The following is a 14,976-nucleotide window of genomic DNA, read 5'->3' as shown; positions in this document are numbered from 1 at the left end:
TCGGTCCGGCGCCGTCGTGCAAGGAGACCGTCCCATGCAGCCGGAACCGATCTTCGATCTCGCTCATCTCGGCCACATCGAGCTGTTAACGCCGAAGCCGGACGAGAGCCTCAAATTCTTCGTCGACGTCATGGGCATGACCGTCAGCGGCCGCAAGGGCGAGTCGGTCTATCTGCGCGGCTGGGACGATTACGAGCGCTATTCGCTGAAGCTCACGGCGTCGAACACGTCTGGCATGGAGCACATGGCGCTGCGGGCGCGCAGTCCGCAGGCGCTCGAGCGCCGCGTCGCCGCGCTGAAGGGCTCGGGCTTCGAGATCGGCTGGGTCGACGGTGACATGGGGCAGGGACCGGCGTTCCGCTGCCGCGATCCCGACGGCCATGTCGTCGAGCTCTATTACGAGACCGAGTGGTACGAGGCGCCCGCCGAGCTGAAGCCCGCGTTGAAGAACCAGGCGCAGCGCTTTCCGGCGCGCGGCGTCAATGTGCGCCGGCTCGACCATCTCAACTGCCTTGCGGTCGACATCAAGGCCAACCGCCTGTTCTTCGAGACTTACCTGGGCTGCCGCACCACCGAGCAGATCGTGCTCAACGACGGCACGGAAGCGGCGATGTGGATGACCATGTCGAACAAGAGCTACGACTTCGCCTACACCCGCGATCACTACGGCAAGCGCGGCCGGTTTCATCACGTGACCTATGCGCTCGACAGCCGCGAGGAGATCCTGCGGGCCGCGGATATCTTCCTCGAGCATGGCGTGCATATCGAGACCGGGCCGCACAAGCATGCGATCCAGCAGACCTTCTTCCTCTATGTCTATGAACCCGGCGGCAACCGCGTCGAGGTCGCCAATGCCGGTGCCCGCCTGATCCTCGCGCCGGACTGGAAGCCGATCGTGTGGACCGAGGAGGAACGCAAGAAAGGACAGGCCTGGGGCTTGAAGACGATCGAGTCGTTCCACACCCACGGCACGCCGCCGGTGACCGGCTAGGTCTGGACCGCGCGGCGCAGGATCGCGCGCGTCGATACGCCGCCGCGAATGTCCGCGGCCGATGACGACAACATCGGCGCATTGTCGATATGATCCGGTTCGAGCGGCTGATGCTGCGCGCGATACGCTGGGAGCGGGTACGATGGCTCGTAAGACGTCCAAGACGCCGGCGAAGCGCGCGAAGAAGAGCGCCACGAAGCGTACCACTGCAAAGCCGCGCCTGCTCTCGGGCGGCAATCCGCAGATCGCAAAGGGACATGGCGACGCTCCCGTGCAGGCCTATATCGCGGCGATGCCGGGTTGGAAGCACGACGTCGGACGCAAGCTTGACGCGCTCATCGCGCGCACCATTCCCGGCGTGCACAAGGCGGTGAAGTGGAACTCGCCGCTCTACGGCATGGAGGGACAAACCTGGTTTCTCGGCATCCATGTCTTCACGCGCTACGTCAAAGTGGCGTTCTTTCGCGGCGCATCGCTGCATCCGGTGCCGCCCGGCAAGTCCAAGCAGCAGCACACGCGCTATCTCGACATTCACGAGAACGACGCGCTCGACGAGGCGCAGTTTGCCGCCTGGGTGAAGCAGGCCAGCGAATTGCCTGGCGAACGGATGTGACCGTCACCATCGGCGTCCGTATGGGCGCTGCCCTCGGCTTTCGAATGTACCTCGCACAGCAATGCAGATCGCCCGCGAGTAACATGCATCTGATGCAGCTCTGCGCGTGGGATCATTGCATCGCCTCGGGCGTTTGGTGCTAGGCTGCGACTCGTAACGTCAGAGGAAAACGTCGATGAGCGAACACACGACGGACAAGCGGGTGCGAGAGGCGTCTCGCAGGCGATTCCTTCAGGCGGGCGCAGCACTGGCCGGTGGCTCCGCGATCTCAGGAGTGGCCGGTTCTCCCGCGCTTGCCGAACAGGGGAATAATCTTCCGCCCAACGTGCCGGAATGGATGAAAGCGCCTGGCGATCCGATGGGAAGCCAGCCCTATGGCACGCCATCGGTTCACGAGAAGGGCGTCGTCAAGAACATCTCGAAGACGCTGCCGCAATATATCTCCGCCTCGGGCCGCACGCCGTTGCAGGAGCTCGACGGCATCATCACGCCGAATGGTCTGTTCTACGAACGCCATCATGGCGGCGTGCCGACCATCGATCCGGCCGAGCACCGGCTGATGCTGCACGGCATGGTCGATCGCCCGCTGGTGTTCACGATGGAGGACATCCGCCGCTTTCCGTCGCAGTCGCGCATCCACTTCCTCGAATGCTCCGGCAATCCCGTCTACACCAAGCCCTACGGCAAGACGGCGTCCGACCTCGTCGGCCTCCTGAGCTGCGCGGAATGGACCGGCGTGCCGCTCAAGACGGTGCTGGACGAAGCCGGCCTGCAGGCAGGCGCCAAATGGATCGTGGCCGAAGGCGCCGATGCCGCCGCGCTGACGCGCTCGATCCCGATCGAGAAATGCCTCGACGACGCCATGCTGGTCTACAGCCAGAACGGCGAGCGGCTGCGTCCGCAGCAGGGCTATCCGCTGCGCCTGTTGTTGCCGGGCTTCGAGGGCAACATGAACGTGAAGTGGCTGCGCCGGCTCAAGGTGGTCGCCGAGCCGGCCTATTCGCGCGAGGAGACCTCGAAATACACCGATCCGATGCCCGACGGCACGTCGCGCGAATTCACCTTCTACATGGAAGCCAAGTCGATCATCACGCGGCCGTCCGGCGGGCAGAGGCTGACCACGCACGGCTTTCACGAGATCACCGGGATCGCCTGGAGCGGTCACGGCAAGATCAAGAGCGTCGAGGTCTCGCTCGACGAGGGCAAGAGCTGGCAGCAGGCCGAACTGCAGGAGCCGGTGCTGACACGGGCGCTGACGCGCTTCCGCTTGCCCTGGCACTGGGACGGCAGCCCGGCGGTGATCCAAAGCCGCGCCATCGACGAGACTGGCTACGTCCAGCCGACGCTGGCGGAATTGGTCAAGGTGCGTGGTCTGAACTCGTTCTACCATAACAATGCGATCTGGCCCTGGCGCATCGACGCGAACGGCGAGGTGACCAATGCCCAGGCGTAACATCAAGGCGGCGTTGCTCGCGGGTGCGATCGCGATGCTTGCCGCTGCTGCGGCGCAGGCCGAGGATCGCTTTGGCATCGGGCGTCCGGCAACGCCTGCCGAGATCGCCGGCTGGAATATCGACATCGATCGCGACGGCTCCAACCTGCCGCCGGGCAGCGGCAGCGTCGAGCGCGGCCGTACCGTGTTCGCAGAGCAGTGCGCGGCGTGCCATGGCGACAGCGGGCAGGGCGGCGTCGGCGATCGCCTGGTCGGCGGTCAGGGTACGCTGGCGAGCCCAAAACCGATCCGCACCGTCGGCAGCTATTGGCCCTATGCCCCGACGCTGTTCGACTATATCCGCCGCGCGATGCCGCAGAACGCGCCGCAGTCGCTCAGCAATGAGGACGTCTATGCGGTATCGGCCTTCATCCTCAGCCTCAACGGCATCGTGCCGTCCAATGCCGTGCTCGACGCGAAGTCGCTCGCGGCGATCAAGATGCCGAACCGCGAAGGCTTCGTCTCCGACCCACGGCCCGACGTGCATAACCATTGAGCGGGAGCCAGGCCCCGGGCGGCTCGCAGCATCGTGACGCCGTGGCCCCTGTGTCCGGAGCATCGCCGTCCCTATGTCCGTCTGGGGGCGGCCCGGCCGTCTTCCGGCACATATTCATTGATCGATAGGAGAGGCCGTATGACCAGGTCGTCGGCAGTCGCAGCCGCCATGCTGCTCGTGGGAATGACGTTCACGCCGGCCTCGGCCCAGATCTCGGAGCCGGCACTGTTCGACGCGCAAAATCCGGGGCGCAGCGCGATCAACGGCGGCGCCCTGACGCCATGGGGCGAGGCCCAGGCGGCACAACGCAGCGGCAACCCCGTGAACGCCAATGGCGCCATGCTGCCCGCGGCGGCGCCATCCTCTTCCTGCGTACGTTACCGTTCATTCGATCCGGCGTCCGGCACCTTCCTTGGCCGCGACGGACGCCGCCATCCCTGCCGATAGGGGCCGCCACCGCGCCTGGCGGTGGATAAGCGCGCTGTCCTTCGTCCGCGGCTCGAACGACTGGACGCCGGACGCGTTATAGTCAGCCGATCGCATTGGGCCCTGCCGGACCCGGGCGGCGGAGGGCATCTGGCGTGACCGACACCCTGGCCGGATTCTGGGATCGAAAGTCGACCTCCGAGCTGCTGCGGGAAGCGGCGCGGGCCGACGGCGACGCGGAGACGCCCGTCTTCAAACGCTCGCTCTCGGCGTTGCAACTGGTCACGCTGGGCATCGGCGGCATCATCGGCGCCGGCATCTTCGTGCTGACCGGCCACGCGGCGGCTGCGAATGCCGGTCCCGCCGTCACGCTCTCCTTCATGCTCGGCGCCGTCGCCTGCGCCTTCGCCGGCCTGTGCTACGCGGAGATGGCCTCGACCGTGCCGATCTGCGGCAGCGCCTACACCTACGCTTATGCCACGCTCGGCGAACTGATCGCCTGGATCATCGGCTGGGACCTGATCCTCGAATACGCGGTCGGCGCGATCGCGGTCTCGGTCGGATGGTCCGGCTATTTCGTCAGCTTCATGTGCGATTTCGGCGTCAACCTGCCGCAGCAATTCACCTCGGCGCCGCTCGCCTACGATGCCAACAGCGGCGTGTGGTCGTCGACCGGTGCGGTCATCAACATCCCGGCGATGGCGATCATCGCGTTTGTCACCACGCTGCTCGTGGTCGGGATTCGCGAGTCCGCGCGCTTCACCGGTTTCGTCGTCGTGGTCAAGCTCGTCGTCATCGCATTGTTTCTCGCCACCGCGGCGTCGTCGGTGACGCTGGCGAACTGGGTGACGGCGGGCAATCCGCAGGGCGCGCTGATCCCTCCGAATGCGGGTCCTGGCGTGTTCGGCTGGTCCGGCGTGATCCGCGGCGCGGCGGTGGTGTTCTTCGCCTATATCGGCTTCGACGCGGTCTCGACCGCGGCACAGGAGGCGAGGGTGCCGGAGCGCGACATGCCGATCGGCATTCTCGGCTCGCTGGTGATCTGCGCTGCGCTCTATGTCGCGGTCGGCTTCGTGCTGACCGGCATCGTGCCGTATGACCGGCTCAGCGTCCCGGACCCAATCGCGGTCGGCATCGATGCTGTCGGCATCGGCTGGCTCGGTCCCTTCATCAAGCTCGGCATCCTGTTCGGATTGACGTCGGTGATCCTCATCATGCTGCTGGCGCAGCCGCGGATCTTCCGCGCCATGGCGCATGACGGGCTGCTGCCGGGCATCGCTGCCAGGATCCATCCGCGATTTCAGACCCCGTATGTCTCGACCATCTTCTCCGGCACCGTCGCTGCTGTTCTCGGCGGGCTGCTGCCGATCGGGCTGGTCGGCGAACTGGTTTCGATCGGCACATTGTTCGCATTCACGGTGGTCTCGATCGGCACGCTGGCGCTGCGTGTGCGCGATCCGGACCTGGCACGGCCGTTCAGGGCGCCGGCGATCTGGCTGGTGGCCCCGGCTGCCGCAGCGACCTCGCTGTTCCTGATGTTCGGCCTGCCGCTCGACACCTGGATCAGGCTCGCGGTGTGGCTCGTGATCGGGCTTGCGATCTATGCGGCCTATGGCAGGCGTCACAGCCGGCTGCGGGCGCGCGGCGAACGCCGCGTGGGCCTATAGTGCGCACGCGTGCGGCCTGCTAGATGTACCCGTTGAGATAGCACCTTAAAGCCGCGACAAGTCGGCATTCCCCGGGGAGCCTTCCATGCAAAATTCAACGGTGCAGGCGCGGTGGATGGTCGCCGTGATTGTTTCACTCGGCATCCTGTCGGCGGCGCCAGGGCGGGCAGCCTCCGTCGCACCCGTCGCCGCCGAGAACGGCATGGTGGTTTCGGCGCAGCATCTCGCGACCCAAGTCGGCGTCGAGGTGTTGAAGCGGGGCGGCAATGCCGTCGATGCGGCGGTCGCGGTCGGTTACGCGCTTGCGGTCGCCTATCCCGCCGCCGGCAATCTCGGTGGCGGCGGGTTCATGACCATCCAGCTCGCCGACGGCCGCAAAACCTTCCTGGATTTCCGCGAGACCGCCCCGAAGGGCGCTACCGCCAACATGTATCTCGACAAGGACGGCAGCGTCATCCCCGGCCTGTCGACCAAGGGGCATCTCGCCGTCGGGGTGCCGGGCTCGGTGGCCGGCATGGAATATGCGCGCGAGAAATACGGCACGATGAAGCGCGCGGACGTGATCGCACCTGCGCTGCAGCTCGCGGAGGACGGCTTCGTGCTCGACCAGGGCGATATCAGCATGCTGCAAACCGCGACCAAGGATTTCCAGGACGATCCGGCCTCGGCTGCGATCTTCCTCAACGACGGCAAGCCGTTCCAGGTCGGTGAGCGGCTGACACAGCACGAGCTCGCCGAGACGCTGCGCGAGATCAGCAAGCGCGGCACCGATGGTTTCTACAAGGGCTGGGTGGGGGCGGCCATCGTCGCCTCGAGCCAGGCCGGCAAGGGCCTGCTCACGCAAGAGGATCTCGACAATTACAAGGTGCGCGAGCTCGCGCCGGTCGAATGCGACTATCGCGGCTACCACGTGGTCTCGGCGCCGCCGCCGAGCTCGGGCGGCGTAGTGATCTGCGAGGTGCTCAATATCCTTGAGGGCTATCCGCTGAAGGAGCTCGGCTATCACTCCGCGCAGGCGGTGCACTACCAGATCGAGGCGATGCGCCATGCCTATGTCGATCGCAACAGCTATCTCGGCGATCCCGACTTCGTGAAGAATCCGCTCGACCGCCTGCTCGACAAGACCTACGCGGAGAAGATCCGTGCCGCGATCGACCCGGCCAAGGCCGGAGTCTCCAGGGACATCAAGCCCGGCGTTCCGCCGCACGAGGGCAGCAACACCACGCATTATTCGATCGCCGACAAGGACGGCAACGCGGTGTCGGTCACCTACACGCTGAACGACTGGTTCGGCGCCAAGGTGACCGCGGCCAGGACCGGCGTGCTGCTCAACGACGAGATGGACGACTTCACCGCCAAGGTCGGCGTGCCGAACCTCTACGGCCTGGTGCAGGGGGAGGCCAATTCGATCGTCCCGGGCAAACGCCCGCTGTCCTCGATGAGCCCGACCATCGTCACCAGGGGCGGCAAGCCGGTGATGGTCGTGGGGACCCCTGGCGGCAGCCGCATCATCACGGCCGTGCTGCTGACGATGATCAACGCGATCGATTACGGCATGGACGCGCAGGAGGCCGTCGACATGCCGCGCTTCCACCAGCAATGGCTGCCGGAGGCGACCAATCTCGAGGACTTCACGCTGTCGCCGGACACGCGGAACATTCTGGAAGGCATGGGCCACAAGTTCGGTCCGCCGCAGCCGGCCAATCACCTTGCGGTCATCATCGTCGGCGCGCCGTCGCTGGACGGCAAGCCGGTCGGCAACAATCGCTTCTATGGCGCCAACGATCCGCGCCGCAATTCGGGGCTCGCCGCCGGATACTGATCGTGAGAGAGCTGTAGACCCATGAGCCAACGGGTCGTGCGAACGCGCGCCCGATGACAGGCTCCGCGACATGCGGGGCCCCAGATATCCCTCCGCTCATCCGGGCTGCGAATCTGCTTATCGGCAGCGCGCCTCAAGCAACGGCAGTCGACCGGCCGTCGTCGTGCCCACTCGTCAGCAGCAGGCGCCGGCGGATGGCATCTTCGACCAGGGCCAGCGATTGCCTGGCTTCACGCGCCTCGGCTTCGGCGGCCTGGGCGCGGAATTCGGCGGCATCGAGCTGCTCCTGCTGGGACTCGATGCGCCGCCGGGCTTCCTCGAGCGCCCGCGACGCGTCCCTCAGCTTGCGCTCGGTCGCGGCGATGATTTCGAGCTGCGCCTGTTCGGCAGCCTCGGCGCGGGCTTCGCCGGCTCGGGCCCTGTCCTCGATGCTGCGGAACAAATCCGCTGCCTGATAGACCAGGTCCAGGGCCTCGGTCCCCATTGCCGATGTCGGAGGCCTCGGAAATCCGAGGACGTTGGGGTCGGCCGCAAAGGGCCGTCTAAATCCGCGCAGTGCCATGCAAATCAGCCCGTCGCGAGTCGCGTGTATTCGAACAACTTGCGGTAGTTATAGTTAACGGATCGTTAATCTGGTGGCCCCGCAGGCGCTGTCCACCGGTTTCTGATGTCCCAGTAACTCGAAGCGGCAACTAGGTAGTGAATGTCGCGATCCGGCACGCGCTTTTCTTTCGCGACTCGCCCCGTGCGCAAGTGCAGCGCTGGAGGCAGGATGGCTGCGGCGAGGTGCGGGCGAATCGGAGCGCGAGCGCACTGCAGATCGATCGGGCCTCGCGGAGCGTCGCCGGAGCGGCGAGGCCGGCTGATTTGGCGCCCGCGCGCGAGCCGGGCTCTATGGCATAAGTTTGACGCCTGAGGCGCTTTAATTCTCCGCTGTTGAATTGCAGGTCCCTGGTACGACCGATATACCGGGCGGCCTAAGTGGCACGCAGCGCGCTCAGAACGAGCGACGCATCCGCCACGGAAATCTGGTCGATGAAATTTCTGTTGCGGTTCTTCGGGTTCCTGTTCACGGCAGGAACCATCCTGTTCCTGGCTGGTCTGGCCGCGGTCGCAGGGCTGTTCTGGCATTTCTCCAAGGACCTGCCCGACTATTCGCAGCTCCAGAACTACGAGCCGCCGGTGATGACCCGCGTCCACGCGGCGGACGGTTCGCTGCTCGGCGAGTTCGCCAAGGAACGCCGGCTCTATCTGCCGATCCAGGCGGTGCCGAAGCTCGTGATCAACGCCTTCCTCGCCGCGGAGGACAAGAATTTCTATGAGCATGGCGGCGTCGACTATACCGGCATGGCGCGCGCCGGCGTTGCCTACATCCAGAATTTCGGTTCCAACCGTCGTCCGCAGGGCGCCTCCACGATCACCCAGCAGGTCGCCAAGAACTTCCTGTTGACCAACGAGGTGTCGTTCAGCCGCAAGATCAAGGAAGCCCTGCTGGCGATGCGAATCGAGCGGGCCTATTCCAAGGACAAGATCCTCGAGCTGTATCTCAACGAGATCTATCTCGGCCTCGGCGCCTACGGCATCGCGGCGGCCTCGCTGGTGTATTTCGACAAGTCGGTCAACGAACTGACGATCTCGGAAGCGGCCTACCTGGCGGCGCTGCCGAAGATGCCGGCCAGCCTGCATCCGGTGCGCAACCGCGCACGCGCCATCGAGCGGCGCAACTACGTGATCGACCGCTTGCAGGAGAACGGCTGGATCACGGCGGCCGACGCCGACAAGGCGCGCAAGGAGCCGCTGACCGTCACCAGCCGCACCAACGGCGCGCACACCTTCGCCGGCGAGTATTTTTCGGAAGAAGTCCGCCGCGACATCTTCGAGCGCTATGGCGAGAAGAAGCTCTATGAAGGCGGCCTGTCGGTGCGAACCACGCTGGATCCCAAGATCCAGGTGATGGCGCGCAAGGCGATGGTGGCGGGGCTCGTGAACTATGACGAGCAGCAGGGCTACCGCGGCGCGATCCAGAAGCTCGATTTGTCGGCCGACTGGGGCGTGCCGCTGGCCGAGATCAAGTCGCTGTCCGACATCTCGCCGTGGCGGATGGCGGTGGTGCTGGAGAGCAACGACCAGTCGGCGCGGATCGGCTTCCAGCCCGGCCGCGAGCTCGGCGGCGCCATCAGCAAGCAGCGCGAGACCGGTATCATCACGCTCGAAGGCGTGCGATGGGCGAGGCTGTTGTCTGGTCCGTACAAGGGCAGGACGCCGACCTCGGTGGCGCAGGTGCTGCAGCCCGGCGACGTGATCTATGCCGATCCGCTGTTCACCAAGGACGGCAAGGCGGTCGAGGGCCAGTACCGGCTGCGCCAGATCCCCGAACTGTCGGGCGCGATGGTGGCGATGGATCCGCACACCGGCCGCGTGCTCGCGATGGTCGGCGGCTTCTCGTTCGACCAGAGCCAGTTCAACCGCGCGACCCAGGCCTACCGGCAGCCGGGCTCGACCTTCAAGCCGATCGTGTATTCGACGGCGCTCGACAACGGCTACACCGGATCGACCGTCATGATCGACGCGCCGATCGAGATCGACCAGGGGCAGGGCAATGTCTGGCGCCCCGAGAACTTCTCGACCGGCAAATACCAGGGCCAGGTCACGCTGCGCAATGCGCTGCGGCTGTCGCTCAACACCGTGACGGTGCGGCTGGCGCAGGAAATCGGCATGCCTGTCATCGGCGAGTACGCCAAGCGTTTCGGCGTCTATGACGAGCTGCCGAACTATCTCGCCTATGCGCTCGGCGCCGGCGAGACCACGGTGATGCGGATGGCCACCGCCTATTCGATGATCGCCAATGGCGGCATCCGCGTGAAGCCGACCCTGATCGACCGCATCCAGGACCGCTACGGCCACACCATCTTCAGGCACGACCAGCGCGAATGCCGCGGCTGCGATGCACCGGAGGGCTGGAAGAACCAGCCGGAGCCGCAGCTGGTCGACCGCCGCGAGCGGGTGCTCGACGCGATGACGGCCTATCAGATCACCTCGCTGATGGAGGGCGTGATTCAGGCCGGTACCGGTACCGCGCTGAAGGAGGTCGGCAAGCCGCTCGCCGGCAAGACCGGCACCTCGAACGAGGCCAAGGATCTCTGGTTCGTCGGCTTCTCGCCGGATCTCGTGGTCGGCCTCTATGTCGGCTACGACAAGCCGCGCTCGCTCGGCCGCAACGCGCAGGCCGGCCACACCGCGGCGCCGATCGCGCGCGACTTCATGAAGCTCGCGCTGGCCGACAAGCCCGCCACCCCGTTCAAGCAGCCGGTCGGCATCCGCCTCGTGCTGGTCGATGCCAAGACCGGCCTGCGCGCCGCGCCGGGGCAGAAGGGCGTGGTGCTCGAAGCCTTCAAGCCGGGCCAGGCGCCGCCGTACTATGATCCCGGGATGGTCGCCGGCACCGACGTGATCGACGGCACCCAGCAGGGCATCTCGCCCGACGCGGATCGGGCCGTGATGCGGTCGGGGACGGGCGGATTGTACTGAGGCCGGGGGGCGGGCATCGGCTAACCGCACGCGTGCAATCTCTTGCGCCGCCGCGGCGTTGCAATTGTCCGCACGCCGCGCTTCCAGACAAGCTGGCCGCGATCCGGCTGAACCATCGCCTCTGCGAGGAGCAGCAACACGGGACGCTGTCGTGAGAATTCTTCAGGTTAGTTGCGCCACCGGGGGCGAATTGGCTGGGGAACCTGGATTCGAACCAAGACAAACAGAGTCAGAGTCTGTTGTGCTACCGTTACACCATTCCCCAAATAAGCACTTGAAATTCCAGCGCTTATTTCAGTGGTTTGCAATGCCTGCGGTGAGTTTTGCAAATCAGCCTGATTGGTGCGGCTGATATAGCGACCGCGCCGTTCGCGGTCTAGTCCTTATTGCTCAAGAGCCTGAGCTTCCTTAGCCGTCCTCCGCGGCCCTCATCTGGTCGGCGCACGTAATGCTCAACGTTTTGACGCGACGTTTCGATGTCGTTGGCGATCTGATTTGTCTCATAACTTGCTCGGATCTGGCCAAGATGCCTGTGCCGCGCAGGCCATGAATGGTCGGTGGTCAGCCTCTTCGGGGGCGGCAAGAAACGCCAGTTAGAAGGTCAGCGATGTTGATGCTTTCGGGCTGGCCACTTGCCGCACTTTCTGGCTCTGCGCCGGGCGCTGGAAGTTGATGCCATAGACAACCAGCAGGTTTCCCAGACGGTCGGAAATCGAAGCACATATCAGCTGCTCCAATCCATTGCGTCGTCGTGGGTTCGGGACGAAGTCCCCATTCCTTAGACCCTCGTGTTTTTTCCGCGCGCAAGGAACGTCAAAGGCTCCTCACTGTTGGCGTTCCGAAGCAGCATTTTTGCAGCGGGCGCAACGGGGGCGGTGCGAGCTGCGAGTGAGGACTCGGACATGCAAGCAGCAGACACAATCACCCAAGTCGAAGCAGTCGCAGAACAGCAGAAGCAGGCAGGTGCCGGTCAAGCCGATCAAATGGCCAAGGCGGTGCACAAAGCGGCGGACGAGCTTCAAGAACAGATGCCAAAGGCCGCCGAGTTCGTGCACGGGGCAGCTTCACAACTGGAAAAGGGCGCCGACGCGCTGCGCAATCGTGGCATCAGCGACCTCATGACAGGCTTCAACGATCTGGGACGTAAGGAGCCGCTGGCGCTCTTTGGGGCCGCCATCATCGCAGGCTTCGCTGCCTGTCGTTTCCTCAAGAGTTCCGCCGAAAAATCGAATTGAGGCGAGTACCATGGCTGCTTCCAATTATCCGCGTCCAGTCCCCCAGATCGTCAGCGACCTCTTTTCGCAATTCACCTCGCTCATGCGTAAGGAGGCCCAGCTCGCCCGCGCTGAGCTCTCTGAGAACATTGCCAGCGTCGGGCGGGGCCTCGGGATGGTCATCGGGGGCGCGGTGCTGCTGATTCCAGCACTCGTCATCCTGCTCCAAGCCGGAGTTTCAGCTCTTACAGATGGGTATGGCTTAGCACCATACTGGTCCGCCCTGATCGTCGGCGGCGCCGTGCTGCTCCTCGGGATCATTCTCCTCCTCATCGGAATCAGCCGCCTCAAGATCGAAAACATCATGCCCGGCAGAACCGTCCACCAGCTCCAGCGGGACGCATCGGTAGCCAAGGAACAAGTGAGCCAGAACCATGACGCACAGCGAGCAGCTTGAACGAGAGACCGAAGAGCAGCGGACGCAGCTTGCCAACACCTTGGACGAGCTCCGGGCGTGTATGACGCCGGGGCACGTAGTTGATCAGTTAGCCGACAGGGTCAGCGAGGGAGCCGCCGCGGCGTTTACGCGCAATCTACGGGATCAAGCGGTCAATAATCCTCTCCCCATCATGATCATGGGGGCGAGCCTTGCATGGATGATGCTGGGATCGCGCACCGGTTCAGCAGCCGGCCCGATGCGGCGGACCGCAGGTCGCATGCGGGATGCCGCTGGAGATGCCACTGAGAGCGTCCGAACCGTGGCCGACCGGGCGAGCGACGGTGCCGCCGAGAAGAGCGGCGAATGGAGCAACAAGGTTTCGACCGCCCGGAGCGAGGTCGCGGATAGCCTTGCTTCGGCCGCGGATCAAACCAAGAAGGCTGCCAATGACACGGGACGGAACATGCGAGACGCTGCCGGCTCGATGGTCGAATCGGCCCGGGAAACTGCTGCGCAGACTCGTGAAAACATTCGCGATACCGCTGCCTCCATGACTGATTCCATGCAGCGCACCGTCTCTGAAGGATACGAAGCTATCGCCGACAGCGGGCGTCGTACCGCCTCGTCAATCTCCGACTCCACGAAGGCAGCCGGTCAACGAACGTTGCAGACGGGCAATTCCCTCGTCGAGTTCTGCCGTGAACAACCATTGCTCCTGACCGGGATAGGAATCGCTGTGGGCGCGCTGATGGGCGCGCTGCTGCCGGCGACCGGAGTGGAAGATCGCATGATGGAAGAGACGAGCGACCAAATGAAGGAACAGGCCAGGGATTTCGCATCGGAGCAGTACGACAGCGCAAAGAAGGTCGGCGAGCGCGCTCTGGATGCGGCGCAGGACGAGGCCACCAAACAGGCACAAAAGGCAGATGCCAGCTCCGGCGAGGTCGCGGCACACGGGGCCAAGAGCGACCAAGCGACGCTGGTGCCCGATGAGTCTCAGACTTCTGAAGGCGAGTGGCAAGGGCAGCCCTGGAAACCCGAGAATGCGCCGGTCTGAGCACGTCGATACCAAGAAGGCAGGCCCGCCGCTTTGGGCTACCGCCATGACCCTTGCCCTAGTCGCGGCCGGTCTCTGGGCTCGGCGGTTTTCAGAGGCGACTGTGGAGGTTCGTGGAAATCGGCCGCAGTCCGATGAGGGCCGCGGCCGCCTTGCAACGATGCCCTCGGAGATTCCGGCGCGAGGTTGGAAAGACATCCTGCTGAGGGTCTACCAGAACATCTCCGAGCACCGGATCGTGGCTTTGGCGGCAGGTGTGACGTTCTACAGCCTTCTCGCGATCTTTCCAGCAATCGCTGCTCTTGTGGCCGTATACGGCTTATTTGCCGATCCGGTAACGCTCGCCCTCCAGTTGGACAAGCTGTCCGGCCTGCTGCCCGGCGGCGCGCTCGACGTCATCCGCGATCAACTGACACGAGTTGCGGCGCAGCGGGGTGCTACGCTCGGATTGACTTTTGTCGTGAGCCTTTGCCTCTCGCTTTGGAGCGCAAACGCGGCGATGAAGTCTATTTTCGATACTCTGAATATCGTCTACGCGGAGCGGGAGAAGCGCAGCTTTGTCAGGCTGAATGCGATCTCGCTCGGATTTACGGCTGCCGGAATCGGTTTCGTGCTGCTCGCGATCGGAGCCATGGTCGTTCTCCCGATTGCGCTCAAATATCTTGGCTTGTCAGAGGTCGGTGAACTCATCTTGCAAGTTGCACGGTGGCCAGCAATGTTTGTGATCGTCACCTTGGCGCTTGCATTCATCTATCGCTTGGGCCCCTCGCGCGAGCAACCCCAGTGGCGCTGGATCACCTGGGGAAGCGCATTCGCGGCAGTAGGCTGGCTCGCGGCCTCGATCCTGTTCTCCTGGTATGCGGCGAACTTCGGATCATTCAACAAGACCTACGGTTCGCTTGGCGCCGTGATCGGCTTCATGATGTGGATCTGGCTGTCCGCAATCGTGATCCTGATCGGCGCCGAACTCGACGCGGAAATGGAACATCAGACAGCGCGCGATACCACAACCGGCCCACCGAAGCCGATAGGAGCGCGGCGGGCGACAATGGCTGATACCGTGGGGGCCGCTCAGACAAAAAGTTAGGGACGCACGACAGGCTAGTAGGGGACCGTCAAGCTCCGAACCCTCCCGCGCGAATGCCACAACGGCAGAAGCGTCTCTCCGTTGGTACGATTTTCCCATACCCGACCCCCGCCCGAGAGTCTTGCAAACTTCTCAGAAGTGCCC

At 64.5% G+C, this 14,976-nt stretch carries 13 protein-coding genes and 1 tRNA gene; 12 read left to right on the top strand and 2 right to left on the bottom strand.

Annotation, left to right across the window (positions count from 1 at the left end; genetic code table 11):
- Positions 1-34: 34 nt before the first annotated feature.
- From ACVINW_RS34410 to ggt, 7 genes are all read left to right on the top strand, one after another.
- Positions 35-991 (top strand): catechol 2,3-dioxygenase, encoded by a 957-nt coding sequence (locus ACVINW_RS34410; protein WP_456755383.1) that lies wholly within the window; start codon positions 35-37, stop codon positions 989-991.
- A 142-nt stretch (positions 992-1,133) separates the two neighbouring features.
- Positions 1,134-1,604: a DUF1801 domain-containing protein gene (locus tag ACVINW_RS34405; RefSeq protein WP_456755382.1), complete on the top strand. Its 471-nt coding sequence runs from the start codon at positions 1,134-1,136 to the stop codon at positions 1,602-1,604.
- A 175-nt stretch (positions 1,605-1,779) separates the two neighbouring features.
- Positions 1,780-3,057: a sulfite dehydrogenase gene (gene soxC / locus ACVINW_RS34400; protein ID WP_456755381.1), complete on the top strand. Its 1,278-nt coding sequence runs from the start codon at positions 1,780-1,782 to the stop codon at positions 3,055-3,057.
- On the top strand, positions 3,044-3,592 hold the full coding sequence (locus ACVINW_RS34395; protein ID WP_456755380.1) for a c-type cytochrome: 549 nt from the start codon (positions 3,044-3,046) through the stop codon (positions 3,590-3,592). Before soxC ends, ACVINW_RS34395 begins: the two co-directional genes overlap by 14 nt.
- A gap of 138 nt (positions 3,593-3,730) precedes the next feature.
- Positions 3,731-4,039: a BA14K family protein gene (locus ACVINW_RS34390; RefSeq protein ID WP_456755379.1), complete on the top strand. Its 309-nt coding sequence runs from the start codon at positions 3,731-3,733 to the stop codon at positions 4,037-4,039.
- 146 nt (positions 4,040-4,185) lie between these two features.
- Positions 4,186-5,685, top strand: a complete 1,500-nt coding sequence (locus tag ACVINW_RS34385; RefSeq protein WP_456756565.1) for an amino acid permease — start codon at positions 4,186-4,188, stop codon at positions 5,683-5,685.
- Positions 5,686-5,770: 85 nt separating this feature from the next.
- The gene (gene ggt / locus ACVINW_RS34380) at positions 5,771-7,507 is read left to right on the top strand and encodes a gamma-glutamyltransferase (protein ID WP_456755378.1); all 1,737 of its coding nucleotides are present in this window, start codon (positions 5,771-5,773) and stop codon (positions 7,505-7,507) included.
- A 133-nt stretch (positions 7,508-7,640) separates the two neighbouring features.
- Here ggt and ACVINW_RS34375 read toward each other — a convergent pair whose 3' ends face one another.
- Complete coding sequence (locus ACVINW_RS34375) at positions 7,641-7,991, bottom strand: hypothetical protein (protein ID WP_092112972.1); 351 nt, start codon at positions 7,989-7,991, stop codon at positions 7,641-7,643.
- Between the two features lie 551 nt (positions 7,992-8,542).
- Here ACVINW_RS34375 and ACVINW_RS34370 point away from each other — a divergent pair.
- Entirely contained in the window at positions 8,543-11,035 is a 2,493-nt protein-coding gene (locus ACVINW_RS34370; protein ID WP_456755377.1) for a penicillin-binding protein 1A, read from the top strand.
- 191 nt (positions 11,036-11,226) lie between these two features.
- Here the strand turns inward: ACVINW_RS34370 and ACVINW_RS34365 are convergent.
- Positions 11,227-11,300, bottom strand: a tRNA-Gln gene (locus ACVINW_RS34365).
- 637 nt (positions 11,301-11,937) lie between these two features.
- Here ACVINW_RS34365 and ACVINW_RS34360 point away from each other — a divergent pair.
- The 4 genes from ACVINW_RS34360 to ACVINW_RS34345 are packed head-to-tail and all read left to right on the top strand — an operon-like array spanning position 11,938 to position 14,832.
- The gene (locus ACVINW_RS34360; RefSeq protein WP_456755376.1) at positions 11,938-12,270 is read left to right on the top strand and encodes a hypothetical protein; all 333 of its coding nucleotides are present in this window, start codon (positions 11,938-11,940) and stop codon (positions 12,268-12,270) included.
- Positions 12,271-12,280: 10 nt separating this feature from the next.
- Positions 12,281-12,706 (top strand): phage holin family protein, encoded by a 426-nt coding sequence (locus ACVINW_RS34355; protein WP_456755375.1) that lies wholly within the window; start codon positions 12,281-12,283, stop codon positions 12,704-12,706.
- Positions 12,684-13,745 carry a DUF3618 domain-containing protein gene (locus ACVINW_RS34350; protein ID WP_456755374.1) on the top strand — a complete coding sequence of 354 codons (1,062 nt, stop codon included), beginning with the start codon at positions 12,684-12,686 and terminating at the stop codon, positions 13,743-13,745. The genes ACVINW_RS34355 and ACVINW_RS34350 overlap by 23 nt, the downstream gene beginning before the upstream one ends.
- The gene (locus ACVINW_RS34345; RefSeq protein ID WP_456755373.1) at positions 13,732-14,832 is read left to right on the top strand and encodes a YihY/virulence factor BrkB family protein; all 1,101 of its coding nucleotides are present in this window, start codon (positions 13,732-13,734) and stop codon (positions 14,830-14,832) included. The genes ACVINW_RS34350 and ACVINW_RS34345 overlap by 14 nt, the downstream gene beginning before the upstream one ends.
- Positions 14,833-14,976 lie beyond the last annotated feature (144 nt).

Source organism: Bradyrhizobium sp. USDA 4461 (assembly GCF_054055655.1).
This window is presented reverse-complemented; position numbering and strand designations above follow the sequence as displayed.